The sequence below is a fragment of the Methanothrix sp. genome (assembly GCA_029907715.1).
Classification (GTDB): Archaea; Halobacteriota; Methanosarcinia; order Methanotrichales; family Methanotrichaceae; genus Methanothrix_B.
Window position 1 is genome coordinate 129280 of record JARYLI010000004.1, and the last position, 19221, is coordinate 148500.

The 19221-nt window shown below is 51.8% G+C and carries 13 protein-coding genes, 1 pseudogene and 1 CRISPR repeat array; of the genes and pseudogenes, 10 read left to right on the forward strand and 4 right to left on the reverse strand.

The genetic code is table 11. The annotated features are described in order from the left end of the window. Nucleotides 1-33: 33 nt before the first annotated feature. Nucleotides 34-675, forward strand: a complete 642-nt coding sequence (gene pyrF / locus QHG98_04475) for an orotidine-5'-phosphate decarboxylase (protein MDH7596987.1) — start codon at nt 34-36, stop codon at nt 673-675. Between the two features lie 51 nt (nt 676-726). On the opposite strand, the gene QHG98_04480 is transcribed toward pyrF, so the two are convergent. Both QHG98_04480 and QHG98_04485 read right to left on the reverse strand, forming a co-directional pair. Then, on the reverse strand, nt 727-2841 hold the full coding sequence (locus QHG98_04480; GenBank protein ID MDH7596988.1) for an ATP-binding protein: 2115 nt from the start codon (nt 2839-2841) through the stop codon (nt 727-729). Between the two features lie 299 nt (nt 2842-3140). Then, a complete protein-coding gene (locus tag QHG98_04485; protein MDH7596989.1) occupies nt 3141-3692 on the reverse strand; it encodes a hypothetical protein in 552 nt (183 codons plus the stop codon). A 169-nt stretch (nt 3693-3861) separates the two neighbouring features. Here QHG98_04485 and QHG98_04490 point away from each other — a divergent pair, with 169 nt between their 5' ends. Then, the gene (locus tag QHG98_04490) at nt 3862-4167 is read left to right on the forward strand and encodes a protein translocase SEC61 complex subunit gamma (protein MDH7596990.1); all 306 of its coding nucleotides are present in this window, start codon (nt 3862-3864) and stop codon (nt 4165-4167) included. 114 nt (nt 4168-4281) lie between these two features. On the opposite strand, the gene QHG98_04495 is transcribed toward QHG98_04490, so the two are convergent. Further along, nucleotides 4282-5550 carry a phenylacetate--CoA ligase gene (locus tag QHG98_04495; protein ID MDH7596991.1) on the reverse strand — a complete coding sequence of 423 codons (1269 nt, stop codon included), beginning with the start codon at nt 5548-5550 and terminating at the stop codon, nt 4282-4284. 459 nt (nt 5551-6009) lie between these two features. Further along, nucleotides 6010-7344, reverse strand: coding sequence for a glutamine synthetase family protein (locus QHG98_04500; GenBank protein ID MDH7596992.1), 1335 nt, complete (start codon nt 7342-7344; stop codon nt 6010-6012). Nucleotides 7345-7520: 176 nt separating this feature from the next. Here QHG98_04500 and cas1 point away from each other — a divergent pair, with 176 nt between their 5' ends. The 8 genes and pseudogenes from cas1 to QHG98_04540 all read left to right on the forward strand — a co-directional run bounded on the left by cas1 (nt 7521) and on the right by QHG98_04540 (nt 16032). Beyond that, nucleotides 7521-8603: a CRISPR-associated endonuclease Cas1 gene (gene cas1 / locus QHG98_04505; protein ID MDH7596993.1), complete on the forward strand. Its 1083-nt coding sequence runs from the start codon at nt 7521-7523 to the stop codon at nt 8601-8603. After that, nucleotides 8566-8856: a CRISPR-associated endonuclease Cas2 gene (gene cas2 / locus QHG98_04510; protein ID MDH7596994.1), complete on the forward strand. Its 291-nt coding sequence runs from the start codon at nt 8566-8568 to the stop codon at nt 8854-8856. Before cas1 ends, cas2 begins: the two co-directional genes overlap by 38 nt. Before the next feature lie 36 nt (nt 8857-8892). Continuing rightward, on the forward strand, nt 8893-9468 hold the full coding sequence (cas4, locus tag QHG98_04515; GenBank protein MDH7596995.1) for a CRISPR-associated protein Cas4: 576 nt from the start codon (nt 8893-8895) through the stop codon (nt 9466-9468). A 3-nt stretch (nt 9469-9471) separates the two neighbouring features. Then, the gene (locus QHG98_04520) at nt 9472-11328 is read left to right on the forward strand and encodes a TIGR02556 family CRISPR-associated protein (GenBank protein ID MDH7596996.1); all 1857 of its coding nucleotides are present in this window, start codon (nt 9472-9474) and stop codon (nt 11326-11328) included. Then, complete coding sequence (gene cas7b / locus QHG98_04525; protein MDH7596997.1) at nt 11325-12290, forward strand: type I-B CRISPR-associated protein Cas7/Csh2; 966 nt, start codon at nt 11325-11327, stop codon at nt 12288-12290. Before QHG98_04520 ends, cas7b begins: the two co-directional genes overlap by 4 nt. A 9-nt stretch (nt 12291-12299) precedes the next feature. Further along, the gene (gene cas5b, locus QHG98_04530; protein ID MDH7596998.1) at nt 12300-13001 is read left to right on the forward strand and encodes a type I-B CRISPR-associated protein Cas5b; all 702 of its coding nucleotides are present in this window, start codon (nt 12300-12302) and stop codon (nt 12999-13001) included. 28 nt (nt 13002-13029) lie between these two features. Next, a complete protein-coding gene (gene cas3, locus QHG98_04535) occupies nt 13030-15390 on the forward strand; it encodes a CRISPR-associated helicase Cas3' (protein ID MDH7596999.1) in 2361 nt (786 codons plus the stop codon). Nucleotides 15391-15396: 6 nt separating this feature from the next. Then, nucleotides 15397-16032: pseudogene (locus tag QHG98_04540) on the forward strand (CRISPR-associated endonuclease Cas6). 173 nt (nt 16033-16205) lie between these two features. Then, a CRISPR array of direct repeats spans nt 16206-19181; the repeat unit is 37 nt; unit sequence GTCGAAGAGCGAGTTCCAGGAAAACAAGGATTGAAAC. Nucleotides 19182-19221: the final 40 nt, after the last annotated feature.

Consider the following 19221-nt stretch of genomic DNA (forward strand, 5'->3'; position numbering starts at 1 on the left):
AGAGCTTCTTCACAACACGCCCTGGAGGGTATCATGAGGAAGAACAGCAGACTAATCCTCGCGCTGGACGTGGGGTCAGTGGATAAGGCGCACAGCATAGCCTCAGAGACAGAAGGGATCTTCGATGCGATCAAGGTGGGTTATCCACTGATACTCTCAGCAGGACTCTCTGTCATAAAGGATCTATCCAGCATCGCGCCCATCATCGCAGACCTAAAAATCGCGGATATCCCGAACACAAACCATCTGATATGTAATCGCCTCTTCAACGCGGGCGCTCAGGGAGTCATAGCGCACGCTTTCACAGGAAGGGACAGCCTGGAGGCCTGCGTGGATGTGGCCAGGAGGTATGATGGAGAGCTGTACGCGGTGACTGAGATGAGCCATCCGGGAGCGCTGGAGTTCATGGCTGCGGTCGCTGAGCGGCTGGCCATGCTCGCTCTGGACGTTGGGGCATCGGGAATAGTGGCGCCTGCCACCAGGCCTGAGCGGATAAGAACGCTCAAAAGAATCGCGGGGGGCCTCACGGTAATCTCCCCTGGGGTGGGGGCGCAGGGCGGCTCGCTCAGGGATGCGATCGAAGCGGGCGCGGATTACGCGATCGTGGGCAGATCCGTGTACGAGAGCAGCAACCCCAGAAAAGCGGCCGAGGAGCTGCTCGATCTCATGCGGTAGCGTGAGATTTCGGAGCGACATCAAGACGTTTCAAGACGTCATATCCGGCGCTCAGGATTTCGCATAGGATTTCTCGCGCCTGACCGGGAGCGTGAAGCACACGGTGCAGCCCTTCCCGACCTCGGACTCTATCCAGATCCTGCCGCCATGAACCTCGACGATCTTCTTTGCTATCGCGAGGCCTGCTCCGGTGCCTGGGGTGCTGCGGTCTATCTTGTAGAATAGCTCGAAGACCCTGTCATGGTACATCGGGTCTATGCCGGTGCCGTTATCTTTCACGAAGAAGACCGCGTTCTCAGGCCGCCACCCTATCTCTATCCTCGGACGGTCCGCATTCTTTGTGTACTTTATGCTGTTATCTATCAGGTTCGCGAGCATCTCCCCCACACGCATCCTGTCGACGTGCACGACAGGCATATCCTCTCCAATGACGACATCAACGCCGTTGAGCTTCGCGTTCATCTCTGAGAGCACTTCCTTCACGATATCAGAGAACGGGACATCCTCTGGCGGGTTGATCACCCTCCCAACCCGGCTCAGCTCCAGGGTGTTGGTGAGGAGCCTGTCCATTTTGAGCACGGAGTTCTCTATGAACCGTATGTCGCTCTCGACCTTATCGCTCTGGCCCGCCCTGAGATCCTCCCTGAGGTAACCGAGAAATCCGAGTATCGTTATCAGAGGTGATCTGAGATCATGAGAAACTGTGTAGACGAACCTCTCCATCTCCGCGTTCTTCCTCTCGATCTCCCTTGTTCTCTCCTCAACAATCCTCTCGAGCTCTGTTGTGTGCCTCCTGAGCTCATCCTCCAGCCGCTTCCTCTCGGTGATGTCCATGAAAGAGACCACCGCGCCAACGATCTCTCCGGAGCTGTCCCTCAGGGGCGCTGATTCGAGCAGGATATCAGATGGGCTGCCATCAACGACCACGCGCGCCTCTCTGCACTCTGTGATCGCACCCCTGAGAGCCCTTGAGATGCAGAGATCCCACTCAGTCCCACCCTCCTGTTTGTAGGATCTCAGCCCAACAGACTCGCCGGGGCTCTTTCCCACCATCCGCCTGGCCATATCGTTGCTGAAGAGTATTTTTCCATCAGCATCGACTACAAGGATGCCGCACTGCGCCTGTGTAAGTATGCTCTCCAGGAGGTTTTTGGTCTCCGCGAGGTTCTTCTCCGCGGCGGCCCGCCGCTCAGCCTCCTCCCGAAGGTCTGCGAGCATATCGCCCATCGCCCTCACGGACTGCCTCTCACGCAGCAGCATCAGGCCGATTATGCCGGATATGGATGCTGCCAGAGCTGCTGCATTCGCTACTGAGCCATGTCCCCTGATGAGCGCGAGTATGAGCGCAAGGCCGAGCCATACGACAGGGACGTAGTAAGAGATCCTCTTGAGGCTGACTGGGCTCCATGAAGGAGGACGAACCCAGAGCAGAGGAGCGATGCCCATGAGCATGTATGCTGCAAGCCAGCCGGTGTCGACCAGGCTCCCTGAGATGTATGTACCCTGAATCTCCTGATAGGCATAGCCCAGATCTGTTATTATCATGACGCCCATTCCCAGAACCAGAAGGAGTGCTGGCCAGTCCTCTGGTGTCGCATGCTCTCGGAAGAGTATGTCCATCAGCGCGATGATCAGCAGAAGGTCCATGAGCACATAGGCGATCGATACGAACGTGGCCAAAGGATCATCCTCATACAGCTCTGGCAGGATGTAGATCCAGAGGATCAGAAGAGATGAGATCAGAGCTATGCATTCGTCCAGCAGCAGCCTGGACCTCTCGTTTGCTGACAGCGGCACAGAGGGAAGGAGGAAGATGCCAGCTGCAAAGAACGGGTAGAACGCCAGGTATCCGATATCAGCAATTGACGGGAAAGGTTCTGTCTTTAGGAATACCTCAATCACAAGCCATGCGAGTTCTCCTGCTGTGTTGAAGCTCATCGCGATAAACATCGCCATCCAGGCGGTCCTGGCCCTGCCCGTGGAGCGTTTGAATGCATGGAGGAGGCAAATGGTCGCGATGGCAGATGCCATCACAAATAGACTGTCCTCCATGAGAAGAAATGCATCAGCATCTCGAAATGCTGTTATAAGCACCAGATGTGATGCTATGAGAAACGCAAACGCAGAGGCCACAACCAGGATGCGCCTGTCGACGGATGCAGACATGCATTACAAACTGAACATCAGAACAAATTAAATGTTTTGCAGGTATCATTTGTTTTGTGCACAGCGAACATGCTCAATATGTGAGGTAAATTGCCCTCTTGGCGGATTTCTGTATAAACGACTAGATGATAGGGCCTCACTTGATCAGTAACTCAAGTACGCTCACGATATTGAGCAAATACTGCACAGCTGTGAAGGCACGCTGTCCGCAGCTTTGCGCTTTAAAAAATACGAGGCTGCTGCATCATGAGAATATCCGGTCTGTGCAGCATGCATCTTAAGCTGCCTCTCCTCCGGCGTTAGACCCTCCTCTCCACATGTATGCTCTCAAGCAGGCTCACGGTCTCGTCCGCCGGGAATGTAGAGTAAAACCTGCAGTTCGTTGTGACAAGATGCTTCCCCTGGACGAAGACGCCCTCAGGCGCGTAGCTCGCGCAGAATATTATCCTGTCCGATGGAAGGACCCCGCCTCCGAGAGCTCCCACGGTCCCATCGATCACGGTCTCAGTGATGTTTATGCGGCTGCATCCCTGCTCTGTGAGGAAATCGTTAACAAGCTTCCAGTCGTTGTCAGGCGGTACCTCCAGGATCTTGCCGTAGTCTGTGACAAATATCCATATGGAGCTGTCCTCGCCCTTCACACCGAGACCGTATGTGATGTAGCTTCTGCCCTTCAGGATGCTCCTCACAGGCTCATCAACGACAACCGTGTATGGAATGCTCGTGTTCAGATCGAAGGATACCCGGAAGGGGCCGAGATCCCTGACCACAGGCTCAGGTGATGCGCTCTGCGAGAGGGTGATCGCTGAAAGCACGATGAGCAGCATGGCAGCTGATCGGGATGCCCTCATGTTCGGGCTGTGCGACCGTATCAGTAATGAATCCTGCGGTACGGCTTTGGTGTGATCAGGGGGGATGATCAGGATCGAGAAGCGGTCTGCTGCCCTAAATCCATTCTGCCGGAGAGCTCGTGCTCGCCTCCGAAACCTTTTTTAGATCGTGCTGCGTTCGCCACAGGGAATGAAGGCAGCAGAGACGAAGATGGACCAGCTGAAGGGGAAGCTGGGTGTTGGCAGATCTGAGAAGACGGCTGAGAAGAAGCGCAGGGACACAAAGAGCGATCTCACAGATATGCTCGATGATATCGGCATCGAGGCACCATCGATGGACCTGGGCGAGTACATACGTGTCCTGAAGCTCGCAAGGAAGCCGACGAGGGAGGAGTTCATGATGATCGGGAAGGTATCGATCACAGGGATTTTCCTGATCGGCATGATAGGCTTTGTGATATACGCGCTTCTCACAGAGATACCGAAGTCGATATGACTCAGAACTCCTCGCCGGAGGGTTCACCACAAACGCGCGTTCTGATGCCGGCACACTGGCCGCGAACAGGAGTGTGACAGGCCGGATTCCCGTTAAAATATGATGTGATGTGTTTCAGATCTTTCTGAGGTCCACCACCTTCTTCGATTTTCCAGCTGTTCTCGGGATCGTCCCCTTCTCGACGAGCTCCACCTTGCTCCGGATGTTGAGCACAGCCTTGAGCCTCTCCTCGACCTTCTTCTGGAGACGCGCCAGATCTGCGAGCTCCCCTGTGAATGCCTCGTCCTTCATCTCGACCTGGATCGTGATCTCATCCAGACCGTGATGCTTTCTGTCGACTATCACCTGGAAGTAATCCCCTATCTCGGGTATCGAGAGAAGCACATCCTCTATCTGGCTCGGGAAGACGTTTATGCCCCTCACGACGAGCATATCGTCCGCTCTCCCCAGAAACCTGTGAAGCTTCCGGCTCGTGCGCCCGCAGCTGCAGCCGTCCTCCAGGAGATACGTCACATCCCCCGTCCTGTACCTTATCAGCGGCATGGCCTCCTTGGTCAGGGATGTGAGCACAAGCTCGCCGCGCTCGCCTGGGGCGCAGGGGTTTCCATCGCTGTCCAGAATCTCCACAAGGAAATGATCCTCCCAGATGTGCAGCCCGTTCTGCTCCTGACACTCGAAGGCGACGCCCGGCCCGAACATCTCTGAGAGCCCGTACGAGTCATAGGCCTTTATGCCGAACGCCTCCTCAAGCTCCTGGCGCGCCTCATCCGACCAGGGCTCTGCCCCGAAGCAGCCTATCCTGAGCTTCAATCTGTCCATCATGCCCTTCGCCTTCGCTGTCTCTGCCAGGTATAGGGCATACGAGGGCGTGCAGTGTATCACTGTCACCCCAAAATCCGCCATGATCTCGAGCTGCCTCTCGGTGTTGCCTGTGCCGGACGGGACCGCCATCGCGCCCATCCGCTCTATGCCGTAGTGCACGCCGAGCCCGCCTGTGAAGAAACCGTAGTTCACAGCGTTCTGGAATATGTCGTTCCTGGTCACGCCGACCATGACGAAGTCCCTGGCCATCAGGTCAGACCAGGTCTCTATATCGTTCTTTGTGTATCCTACGACTGTGGGCTTTCCTGTGGTCCCTGAGGACGCATGCACCCTCACGATCTCCTCTCTTGGAACCGCGAAGAGCCCGAACGGATAGTTATCCCTCAGGTCCGTCTTGCGTGTCATGGGAAGCTTCTCGATATCCCTCAAGCTGTTTATATCATGTGGTGTGATGCCCATCTCTGTCATCTTTCTGTGATAGAATGGGACGTTCCTGTAAACCTGCTCCACGGTCTTTCTCAGCCGGCGGAGCTGGAGTTCCTCCAGCTCAGACCTCTCCATGAGCTCCAACTTGGGTTGCCAGAATGCCATGTTACTACCCTGATGATTTGATACAGCGTGAGCTGCCACGCCGTAGCGTGGTAGATTCGCTCACAGTATATCAATCATTCCCCCTCAAGGTCTGTGATTTGATTCCGTTCCACGAAGCTGCACAAAACCGCACTGTCAGTCGAACGAAAAGATGAGAGGACCTGCTAGCACTCAATATCGTGAGAGTGCTTGAGTTACTGATCAAGTGAAGCACGCTCGTCCATCCGCTCTATGACAAAGTCGTTCATCCAGAAATCGTCAGGAGGGCAATTTAGCTCAACTTATTGAGCATGTTCGCTAGCACCCAGAGGGTTGCTGATTTTCCTGAGCCGAGCGCCTAAGCCGATGAGAAGTGATGGGGGTGGTTGAAGAAGAGGATAAGAAGAGGATTTCCAGACCCGGCACGCAGGGTAAAGCACATAAATATATTTAGAGGAGAGGCAGGTACCTCTCCAGCTCCCACCGGCTCACAGTTGTCCGGTACTCGTCCCACTCCGCCTTCTTGATCGCAATGAAGTTCTCGAAGACGTGATCGCCCAGAGCCTCACGGACGATGTAGCTCCGCTCAGCGAGCTGGATGGCCTCGTTGAGGCTTCCAGGAAGGGAGTTTATGCCAGCAGCTCTCCTCTCCTCCTCGCTCATGTGGTATATATCGCGCTCCTGGGGCGGTGGGAGCTCGTACTTGTTTGCGATGCCCGCGAGGCCGGCGACGAGCATCACCGAGAATGCAAGGTATGGATTCGCTGCAGGATCCGGGCTCCTGTACTCGATCCTTGTGGCCGCCTCCTTGCCAGGCTTGTACATCGGGACCCTGACGAGCGCGGACCTGTTCCTCCTCGCCCAGCTGATGTAGACCGGCGCCTCGTATCCGGGCACAAGCCTCTTGTAGGAGTTGACCCACTGGTTGGTCACCGCTGTTATCTCAGGCGCGTGCCTGAGCAGGCCTGCGATGTAGCACTTTGCCTCGTCTGAGAGATGATATTCATCAGCTGCGTCGAACATCACGTTCCTCTTCCCCTGGAAGAGCGACTGGTGGACATGCATCCCGCTTCCGTTCACCCCGAAGATCGGCTTCGGCATGAATGTCGCATAGCATCCGTGCTTTCTTGCGATCTCCTTGACTGTTATCTTGTATGTTATCACGTTGTCAGCCATTGTCAGTGCATCAGCATACCTCAAATCGATCTCATGCTGTGATGGCGCGACCTCGTGATGGCTGTACTCGACATCGATGCCCATCGCGTCCAGCGCCAGGATTGTATCTCTCCTGAGATCGGATGCGACATCCAGAGTTGTGAGATCGAAATAGCCGCCGGTGTCGAGTATCTCGGTCGAGCAATCGTTCTTGAAGTAGAAGAACTCCAGCTCAGGTCCGACCATGAACTTGTAGCCCTTCTCCCTGAGACGGGAGAGGTTTCTCTTAAGAACATATCTCGGATCGCCCTCGTAGGGAGTGCCATCTGGATTCAGAATGTCACAGAACATCCTCGCCACAGCGTTATCCTGCTGGCGCCACGGGACGATTCTGAAGGTCGATGGGTCAGGCTTGGCGATCAGGTCTGACTCGTATATCCTGGCAAACCCCCTCACAGAGGAACCATCGAAACCCATACCCTCAGAGAATGCACCATCAAGCTGGTTGGTGTTGATGGCAAAGCTCTTCGGGATGCCCAGGATATCGGTAAACCATATCCTGACAAATCTCACGTTATGCTTGTCTATCGCCTCAAATACATCGTCTTTTGTCGCAGGGGCGTTCATCATCGAAGCCTCCAGAGAGGAGTCAAAGAGAAAAAGATTTATAGATATTTGAGATGTTTTCTTAAATGTTATGAAGATTTATGATGTGAAAATGCTCACAGAGGGCCTCATATTTGAGAGGCATGTGTTAAGTAGATAAAAATAATTTAAAAATTAATTTATACACAGGATCGATCTGGATGCAGCTCGTTGTCAACTCATACGGATCGTACATACGTAAGAGCGGTGAGTGTTTTGTCGTAAAGAGAGAGGACAGATGCCTGGAGATTGCAGCCAAGAAGATCAGCAGCATTCTGATTGCCACGGCTGCATACATAACAACGGACGCGATCAAGCTTGCGATAGATAATAATATAGATATAGTATTTCTCGACTCGAAGGGCGATCCTTACGCGAGGATCTGGCACCCGAAGCTGGGAAGCACAACCCTGATCAGGAGACGGCAGCTTGAAATATACGGAAGGCCAGAGGCGCTGGCCCTTGTAAGGGAATGGTGTGCCCGCAAACTTGAGAACCAGATAGAGTTTCTAAAGAGGCTTAAAAAATCACGGAGCGAGAGAAATGATGAACTGACAAGGTACATCGAGGAGATCTCGAGCTCTCTCGAGGAGATGCGCAGGCTTCGCGGCACCGTCGAATCGAGAAGACAGGATATTCTCGGTCTGGAGGGGAGGGCATCCAGGGCATACTTCGGAGCGATATCTCTGATCATGCCTGAGAAGTACAAATTCACGGGAAGGAGCAGGGATCCGGCAAGGGATGAGTTCAATGCGATGCTGAACTACGGCTATGGCATGCTCTACTCGATTGTGGAGAAGGCATGCATAATCGCGGGGCTTGATCCATATGCAGGGTTCCTGCATACAGACTCATACAACAAGAGATCCCTCGTTTTCGATATAATAGAGATGTTCAGGATCCATATCGATGAGCCTGTTGTGCACATGTTCACCAGGCGGATGGTCAGGGATGAGTTCTTCGAGCCCGTCAAGCAGGGGGTCGTTCTGAGCAGAGAGGGGCGAGCGGCTCTGATCGATATGATCAACAAAGCGCTGGACGAGACCGTGGAGTACCGGGGCCGCAATGTCAAGATCAGGAACACCATCCAGATGGAATGCCACAGGATAGCAAACCATCTCATCAGAGGTGCTGTGGAAGAGAGCACAGATGCAGATGATCTCAATGTCATTGAGTCAGGGTGTGATACCTGCCCCGTGGAGGGGGATGATGCTTGTCTGGGTGATATACGATATATCGGATGACAGGACGAGAAGCAGGGTCGCTAAGATATGCAAGAACTACGGTTTGTACCGCGTTCAGAAGAGCGCATTTCTCGGAGATCTGAACCGGAACGAGTCAGATTCTCTGGCCCTCGAGTGCGAGTCTGTCATAGAGGACACCGACTCGGTTTATGTGTTTCCGATGTGCGAGGACTGCTTCGATAAGATAAAGCTGATCGGGACCGGGTTTGATAGAGAGCTAGTAAGCGGAATGACTGTGACCAAGTTCTTCTAGGAGGCGGATGGTATCGAGGAATCGCTCGATCAGGATGTGCTCATAACAGTCTCAGATGTGATCGAATACCTCTTCTGCCCCAGGTTCATATTCTTCATGCACTGTCTCAACATCCCACAGAGGGAGGAGAGGTACTACAAGGTTCTGAGGGGCAGGGAACTTCACGAGAGCCGGGAGAAGGTCAACACCAGCTACGTGAGAAAGAGGCTCAGGTGCGTGAGAAAGGAGGTCGCTGTTTATATGACATCCCACAGGTACCGGATAAAGGGGGAGGTGGATGAGGTTCTCTTTCTGGATGACGGGACAGCTGCCCCGATGGATTACAAGTATGCGGAGTACAACGATGTGGTTCACAGAACACACAAATACCAGCTCGCTCTTTACGGGCTGCTAATAATGGAACATTTTGGAGCCCCTGTGAATCGGGGATTCATATGCTATACTCGCAGCGACCACCATGTGGAGGAGGTGATTTTCCGGCGAAAGGATTATCATGCTGCTCTTGAGATAGTAAATGAGATACTTAGAACAGTTCAGTACGGTTACTATCCGGAAGGGACGAAACAGAAGGCCAGGTGCGTGGACTGCACGTACAGAAACATATGTGATTGATGCATGGTGATCCGTGTGATCGAGGCAGTAGCAAGAATTGGTAAGCAAAGAATTGGTGAGCATGCTCAGAGCGGTTGTGAGGATATCCTGTATTACATTGTGGAGAATCCAAATCTCAATGGCGGTTACAACCATGCTCTTGTTGTCACACTCGAGGAGAAGGATGGAGATTTCTCCTACAGAGGGGTGGAGCTGGAGGAGCTCAAGGATTACAGAAGATACCTGTACAAGGGGAAGAAGGGGAATGCCACCGATGCCACCCCGACATGCAAGATCGCAAAGAATATCAAGAAAACATTCGAGAAAAAATTTCTGAGATGGTTTGATGGCATTGATTCTTCAGATCTAAGCGGGGAAGAAAGAGCCACGCTGAAAAATATAAAGAATGTGTTATTCTCAAACAAAGATAAAATCTTTAAGGAGCTACAGGAGAAGCGATCTCATCTCAAACAGAGAGAGAACTGCATAATAACCCTTGGATTTGTGAAGGATGGTGATCTTAAATACCTGGCGGATTATCCGGCGTTCAGAAACGTTCTCCTCAAAAATAGCTGCGATCGGTTCTTCCGTAAATACGGCGGCGAGTCCAGAGGAACGGATGCGCTCTGCTCTGTCTGCAAGGAGCAAAAGGATGAGGTTTACGCATACGCCATCCCCTGGCCGTTCCACACATTCGACAAGCCCGGATTCATAGCAGGCGGGTTCAGGCAGTCTGATGCATGGAAGAACACGCCCGTCTGCTTAAACTGTGCGATAAATCTCGATGCGGGAAAGAAGTACATTGAGGAGAGCCTTGACTTCAGCTTCTACGGCTTCAGGTACCTTCTCATACCCAAGCTCATAATCGGCGATGACTACCAGGAGATCCTGGATATTCTGAGTGGTATGAAGAAAGAACTGAAGATGAGCCGGAAGACCAGGAACCGCATAACCGACGACGAGGATGAGATCCTGGATATGGTGAAGGATCAGAAGGACTTATTCAGCAACAGCCTGATGTTTTATAAAAAGGATAACTCCGCTTACAGGATACTCCTTCACATCGATGGCATTCTCCCATCCAGGTTGAGAAGGCTGTTCGAGGCCAAGGAGAGGGTTGAATGTGCCTTCGGGATATACAATGAGATGGTGCTATCCGAAGACAAAGGCAGGCTTATATTTGATTTTGGCGTTCTGAGGCGGTTCTTCCCCAGGGAGTCAGGAAACGTTACACACGACAAGATGTTTCTGGAGATTGTCAACAGGATATTCGTGGGGAGGTATGTGGATCGCCATCTTCTGATCTCATTCATGATGAAGAGAATCAGAGATGATTTCGTGCATGGGCGATCCACGCTGATGAACACGCTCAACGGATTCATGCTTCTTCATTATCTGAAGGAGCTGAATCTTCTGAAGGATCTTGAGGTAGACAGAATGTCAGGAATTGTTCTCAAAAGAGAGGAGCTCGAGGCACTTCCTCTGGATAAGAGGGTTGAGAGGTTCTTCGAGGCGAACAGGGAGTTCTTTGACAGCGATGCGAAGAAGGCAACGTTTCTGGAAGGCGTGCTTGTGCAGAAGCTGCTGAACATCCAGTGGATGGAGAAGAATGCAAAGCCGTTCTACACAAAGCTGCATGGGCTCAAGATGAACGAGGCCCTGATCAAGAGGCTTCTTCCGGAGATACAGAACAAGCTTGAGGAGTATGAGAAGAACTACTACAGGGAGCTCGAGGCGATCATAGCGGAGCATTTCGTTCTTTCGGGCCGCGGGTGGAAGGAGACAGATGATGAGCTGAGCTTCTACTTCGTGCTCGGTATGAACCTGCACGAGCTCTTCAGGGTGGATAAAGAGAAGGAAAAGACGGAGGAAACAGCATGAGCACAGTCTCGAACAGATCTGAGCTGCTGTTCATCTACGATATAAGAGATGGGAATCCGAATGGAGATCCGATGGACGAGAACAAACCGCGCATGGATGAGGAGACAGGGGTGAACCTGGTAACCGATGTGCGTCTCAAGAGGACGATAAGAGATTATCTCCACAATTTCAAAGGGCTCGAGATATTCGTGAGGGAGATAGTCTACGATAAGGAGAACGGGTACATCCAGGACGCCAAGAGGAGGGCCAAGGATTTCGGGGAAGATCAGGAGAGGATTCTGAGTGAGTGCATCGACGTGAGGCTGTTCGGCGGTGTGATTCCGCTGGAGAAACGGAGACAGAACAAGCAAAAAGATGAGGGTGAGGGATCATCCAAAGGGGATTCGATTACCTATACAGGACCTGTTCAGTTCAAGATGGGGCGCTCGCTCCACAGGGTGGCCCTGAAGCACATAAAGGGCACAGGAGCATTCGCCTCGAAGGAGGGCATGACGCAGGCGACGTTCCGCGAGGAGTATGTTCTCCCCTACTCACTGATACTCTTCTACGGCATAATAAACGAGAATGCTGCGAAGCACACTGCTCTCACAGAGGAGGATGTGAGGCTGCTCCTCGAGGGCATGTGGAACGGGACGAAGAGCTTGATATCGAGAACGAAGGCAGGACAGGTGCCCAGGCTGCTGCTCAAGGTCAACTACAGCAAGGCGAACTACCACATCGGGGATCTGGACAGGATGATAAAGCTGGTATCGGATGTGCAGCACGAGGCGATCAGAGGGCCCGAGGATTTCTGTCTCGATGTCTCAGCGCTTGTGAGCAGGCTCAAAGCTGAGAAGGACTCAATCAGGGATCTTGAGATCTGCTTCGACAGGCAGCTCAGGTTTGTCAGGGACGGCGCCGAGTTCTCCATGGAGAAGCTGAACGAAGCAACTGGCATAGCGGTAAATCCGATTGCGTTCTAGAGGTTCTCGATGCGGGATAGCGTACTGGTCTTCGATGTGTGGGGGGATTACGCGCACTTCAGGAAGATCTACACAACCAGCTCTCCCCTCACGTACTCTTTTCCTCCAAGGACAGCGATATCGGGAATCATCGGGGCCATAGCAGGGCTCAGCAAGGAGAGTTACTTCAGGTACTTTTCCAGGGATAAAGCAAGCATCGGTTGCAGGATCCTGGAGCCTGTGAAGAAGGTGCGCGTTGGCGAGAACCTGATCGACACAAAGAGGAGCATGCACAGGATCCATAACAGGACGCAGGTCAGGTTTGAGTTTCTGAAGGATCCCAGGTTCAGAATATATCTCAGCCATTCTGACGATCGCTTCTCACGGGATCTCAGGGATATGCTGGAGGATCACAGATGTGTGTACACACCATGCCTGGGCCTGAGCCAGCTAGTATGCAACTTCAAATTCGTCGGCGAGCTGGGGTTGAGGAGATGCGGTGATGGATTACAGGAGATAAACAGCGTTGTGCCTCTGAAATCTCTTCTGGAGTCGCCGGAGTTTGAGGAGGGCAGGGAGTATTTCTCAGAGATCATGCCCTGCGTGATTGGAGAGGGACGGGAGGTCACGGATTACAGTGAGGTGCTCTACGAGAGGAACGGAGGGAGCATCAGGGCCAGAACAAGAGATGCGTGGGAGCTGGATAATGGGGAGAGGGTCGTTTTCATTTAAACTCAGATCTCATCCCGATAAGCTTCTGGTGGATCACCTCAGAAACGTCGGGGAGATGTGCAGGAGGACAGTGGCTGAGAGCGCGCGGAACCTCGATGATGCGGAGATTCTGAAGAATGTCGCATACATCATCGGAGCGACACACGATCTCGGAAAGGCGACGGGCTTCTTCCAGGAGTACCTGAGGGAGACTGATGAGAAAAGGAGGCGGGCTCTGAGATCGAGAGATGTCACGAAGCATGGTCTTCTCTCATCGCTCTTCACGTACGCAATTGTCAGGGAGCATCTGAGGAAGAGAGGATGCGAGACGTCCGGCGCACTTCCCCTGGTCTCATTCATCGCGGTGAGGCGCCATCACGGGGATCTGACGAACGCGCTGGATGAGATCTCGGCGATCTACGCTGAGAGGGAGAGGGTCCTATCTGTGATCGAGGAGCAGGTCTCCAGTCTTGACAGAAACGAATGCGCGCAGATATTCAACGCCCTTCTCGGCGGTGTGGTTGAGATAGATCTTGATTCTCTTTTGGACCACATCCTCAGAGATGCTCTGAAGGATTTGAGGGGTGAGAAGCCGTTTGTCAGGAATCTCGGCAGGAGAAATGATGTTCTGCCATACTTCGTGGCCCAGCTCCTGTACTCCGCGCTTCTGGATGCGGACAAGACAGATGCAGGGCTGGAGGGCGTGGATCTGGGCAGGGTGAATATTCCTCCGGATCTTGTGGACAGGTACAGGGAGGCGCGCGGGTTCTCCGAGAGGAGAGATGGCATCAATGGAATGAGGAACGAGATATACCATGATGCAGTCAGCCGGATCTCAGGATGGGACCTCAATGAGAGGATAATATCGCTGAACGTGCCCACAGGTACAGGCAAGACGCTGACATCCCTGGCGATGGCGCTGCGGCTCAGGAGAAGGCTGATGAACGAACGTGGGGTCATGCCCAGGATAGTATACGCTCTGCCGTTTCTCAGCATAATCGATCAGACATGCGATGTCTTCGAGGATGTGCTGGAAAGCGCGGGCATCAGGGCTGACTCAAGCGTGCTTCTGAAGCACCATCATCTCTCCGACATCACATACACAAAAGGGGATGAGGAATTCGAGTCTGACGTGAGCCTTCTGCTGATGGAGGGATGGAACTCTGAGATCGTGGTTACGACGTTCTGGCAGCTCTTCCACACGATATTCTCAAACAGAAACAGAAGGCTTCGCAAGTTCAACAGGATTGCAAATTCAATAATAATAATGGATGAAGTTCAGGCTGTGCCCCACAGGTACTGGCATCTTCTGCATGATTCTCTGAAAATGCTCTGCGAGAAGTTCAACAGCTATCTGATACTCGTCACCGCGACCCAGCCGCTGATCTTCTCTGAGGAGAGCGGCGAGATCAGGGAGGCTGTGAGCGATAAGGAGCGGTACTTCAGAGCGCTCAACAGGGTTGAGCTGCGCCCCATGATCGATGCTCCCATGAGCCTGGAGGAATTTGAGGCTCTTCTGGAGGGGGAGATTCACAATAACCCGGAGAAGGATTTTCTCATCGTGCTCAACACCATCCGCTCAGCCAGGAATGTGTACAGCGCCATAAAAGCGCTTGATCTGAGGGATACAGAGCTATTTTACCTCTCCACGCATGTCGTTCCCAGGGATAGAAGGGATCGCATACGCAGGATCAGAGATGAGCGGGGAGGGCGCAGGAAGATCACAGTGAGCACGCAGCTCATAGAGGCGGGTGTTGATATCGACGCTGATATCGTGTTCAGGGATCTCGCGCCCCTCGACTCGATAAATCAGGTCGCGGGGAGGTGCAACAGGAACCTCTCGAAGGGCAGGGGGCGGGTCTCAGTTGTCATCCTCAGGGATGAGCGGAGGGAGCTGTGCAGGTACATCTACGATGGTTTTCTTATCTCAAAAACACTTGACATATTGAGGTCGTGCGGAGAATGCATAGAGGAAAGGGAGATACTCGAGCTGAACAGCAGGTACTTCAGGGTGGTGAGGAGCGGCATGAGCGATGAGACCTCCAGGAGGTGCATGAGCATGCTATCAGGCCTGAAGTTTGGAGATCTCGGGGAGAGCTTCAGGCTGATAGAGGAGGATGAGCCCAGGGTGGATGTTTTTGTGGAGACGGATGAGAGGGCCTCTGATGTCTGGCAGGCTTACAGAGATCTCAGATCCGAGAGGGATCTCTGGGAGAGGAGAAGGAGATACCTGAGACTTAGAAACGCACTGAGCGATTACATGATCTCCCTTCCGAGGAGACTCGCTGCGGATCTTGTCGTGGAGAATCAGGGCACTGGCTACATATCGATGGACGAACTCCCTCACTACTACGATCCAGAGACCGGCTTCAGGGTGGAGGATGCTGGCGAGGGATCTATGATAATCTGAGGTGCTATGGATCTAAGGATTCTGCGGCTGAGACTGCGCTCTGATTCGCATGTTAAGGAGGATGCTGCGAAGCTGCGCGGCTTCTTTGCCACGAGCTTCAATGATCAGATGCTTCTGCATCATCATTTCACTGACAGACTGATCTACAGGTATCCGCTCATACAGTACAAGATAATCCGGGGTGTTCCGGTCATCCTGGGGATAAACGAGGGCGCGGATGTTCTCAGGGATGTATACGATAAGTTCGGCGAGATCCGGCTTGGGGATCGGAGCTATTCTGTTGTTGAGCGGCATATATGCCTGCGGAGGGAGAGGTTTGGGTGTGCTGGAGAGCTTCATGCGTACAGGTTTGTCACTCCCTGGCTTGCCCTCAACCAGGAGAACTACATGCGCTATGCGGATGCAGCTTCCTGGTATGAGAGGAAAGAGATTCTGAGGAAGATCCTGGTTGGGAACATACTCTCTGCTGCGAAAGGTCTTGGATACACGGTGGATGAGCAGATACGTCTTGAGCTTGGCAGGGTGAGGGATGAGATCTGCATCTTGAAGGGTGTAATGGTCACCGGCATAAAATGCGAGTTCCTGACGAACTTTCACATTCCGGATCTGATGGGTCTGGGGAAGTCTGTCTCAAGGGGCTTTGGGGCTGTGGGGGCTCTGGAGGGCAGGCGAAGAAAGCTTGATAATTGCGGAGATGGAGTTACAGAGAGGAATGAATTTATAAAGGGTTCGATAAATTCCACTCATGCCAGAGACCCCCTCGAAAAGGAGATCTCCAAGGGGAGATCTGCCAAAAAGAACGAAAAATCGCCGCTGTCGAAGAGCGAGTTCCAGGAAAACAAGGATTGAAACTTTGAAAGCTCAAGAGATGGGCGCGGTGATTGTCAAGTCGAAGAGCGAGTTCCAGGAAAACAAGGATTGAAACATTCAACCATTCCGCCCAGCTCTGAAACTTTCCACCAAGTCGAAGAGCGAGTTCCAGGAAAACAAGGATTGAAACACGAAATTGAAGAAGGTATCATCAACAGTTTTCCCGAGTCGAAGAGCGAGTTCCAGGAAAACAAGGATTGAAACTTGATCTATACAACTCCGCGATTTTTTTGAATAACGTCGAAGAGCGAGTTCCAGGAAAACAAGGATTGAAACAATCTAATGACATCAGGTTCGAAGGATATGGATACATTGTCGAAGAGCGAGTTCCAGGAAAACAAGGATTGAAACCCCCAACATCCTCAATTATTTTACGCCAATTTGAGGTCGAAGAGCGAGTTCCAGGAAAACAAGGATTGAAACGGACATTATAAGACCATTCCAACACATCGTATGTTGTCGAAGAGCGAGTTCCAGGAAAACAAGGATTGAAACCTTCTACCGAGCACACATTGTAACCACGGTTAATCGGTCGAAGAGCGAGTTCCAGGAAAACAAGGATTGAAACGTCTGTGTACTCCTTATGAGCCCGTCCACGTTAGTGTCGAAGAGCGAGTTCCAGGAAAACAAGGATTGAAACCGCGTCTCCGTTTTCGTTTGATTCAACCATTCCGCCGTCGAAGAGCGAGTTCCAGGAAAACAAGGATTGAAACTATACATCAGATGTCTTAAACTCGACTCGAATCTGTTGTCGAAGAGCGAGTTCCAGGAAAACAAGGATTGAAACATATCTGGTCAAAAATCAGTGTGATCCAGAGATCTGTCGAAGAGCGAGTTCCAGGAAAACAAGGATTGAAACCTTCCTCACAATCCCCTCGGTGCATCGACACCTGTCGAAGAGCGAGTTCCAGGAAAACAAGGATTGAAACATATATTGGTGATTCGATGAGTAAATATGACTATTTGGTCGAAGAGCGAGTTCCAGGAAAACAAGGATTGAAACACCTCCCGCCGGCTTAGCCCGCGGGGTTTTTGCGCTCTTGTCGAAGAGCGAGTTCCAGGAAAACAAGGATTGAAACATGAACGGTTGTCCGACCTCGAGACCGTTGGGCCCAAGTCGAAGAGCGAGTTCCAGGAAAACAAGGATTGAAACAGGGAGCTGAATCTGGTGAGATCCACCGTATAGGGATGTCGAAGAGCGAGTTCCAGGAAAACAAGGATTGAAACGTGTGCCGAATGAATTTGACATGTTCCGAATCTTTGAAGTCGAAGGTCGAAGAGCGAGTTCCAGGAAAACAAGGATTGAAACGTGGACTTGCTAGCAAGGCAACAGAATCCTGGAATAGTGTCGAAGAGCGAGTTCCAGGAAAACAAGGATTGAAACTTTAAATGCGCCCAGGATTTGATCGATCGTCATAAAGTCGAAGAGCGAGTTCCAGGAAAACAAGGATTGAAACAATAATCGAAGACAACCAGATAGAACTTTCCCGGCAGGTCGAAGAGCGAGTTCCAGGAAAACAAGGATTGAAACCAAACCTTGAACCCTCGTTCGTCATACCGGATTATGTCGAAGAGCGAGTTCCAGGAAAACAAGGATTGAAACACCACCTCCATCGCGGCGAGGAAAATAGTGAAGATTGTCGAAGAGCGAGTTCCAGGAAAACAAGGATTGAAACTGGGTTTTATCCTGATGGAGATAGCGGCGCGATAAAGTCGAAGAGCGAGTTCCAGGAAAACAAGGATTGAAACCAGTTTTGTGTCCAACATCGGAAAGCCGGTCACAATGTCGAAGAGCGAGTTCCAGGAAAACAAGGATTGAAACACGAGGCGTCACGCGTTCCCGATTCGCTGTATTATGTCGAAGAGCGAGTTCCAGGAAAACAAGGATTGAAACCTAAGTTGTCGCCGTAGACAAGAGATTGGACTCCAAGTCGAAGAGCGAGTTCCAGGAAAACAAGGATTGAAACATGGGATATCGAAGGAACAACGAAATTTATCCATCAGGTCGAAGAGCGAGTTCCAGGAAAACAAGGATTGAAACATAAAATCAGAATATTCATTTATCAATCGATCCGAGAGTCGAAGAGCGAGTTCCAGGAAAACAAGGATTGAAACCCAAATATTACAGCAATATCACTCAATTGATCGGCGGTCGAAGAGCGAGTTCCAGGAAAACAAGGATTGAAACATTTCTTCGTACGGTTTGTTTTCCATGTACGGCGAGGTCGAAGAGCGAGTTCCAGGAAAACAAGGATTGAAACTGCGCGATGAAGAAGATCCAATATATCTTCTCGATATGTCGAAGAGCGAGTTCCAGGAAAACAAGGATTGAAACGAAGTACTGTATCCATCGGGAATCCCGACCTCAGCGTCGAAGAGCGAGTTCCAGGAAAACAAGGATTGAAACACACATCGTATGTTCTACAATATTCTGTTGAACTACGTCGAAGAGCGAGTTCCAGGAAAACAAGGATTGAAACTTTTTCCTCCGTCTGATATATCTACTCATAAGCTCATGTCGAAGAGCGAGTTCCAGGAAAACAAGGATTGAAACACTCTGCACGCTTGCTCTTCAGAGAATTCCCCGGAGTCGAAGAGCGAGTTCCAGGAAAACAAGGATTGAAACTGAAGAGGCATTTTCGGATCTGCGGTGTGCGCAAGAGGTCGAAGAGCGAGTTCCAGGAAAACAAGGATTGAAACTCAGCGAAGACGATACACCTGTCGCCATCGAGATCGGTCGAAGAGCGAGTTCCAGGAAAACAAGGATTGAAACAATAATCGAAGACAACCATATTCATCGGTGATCAAGTCGAAGAGCGAGTTCCAGGAAAACAAGGATTGAAACCTACGGACTCTTTCTGTAATGGTCTTTTGGATTTCCGAAGTCGAAGAGCGAGTTCCAGGAAAACAAGGATTGAAACCCGTCGGGATGTGGAACTGGCGGAGGTTCTGGAGGAGTCG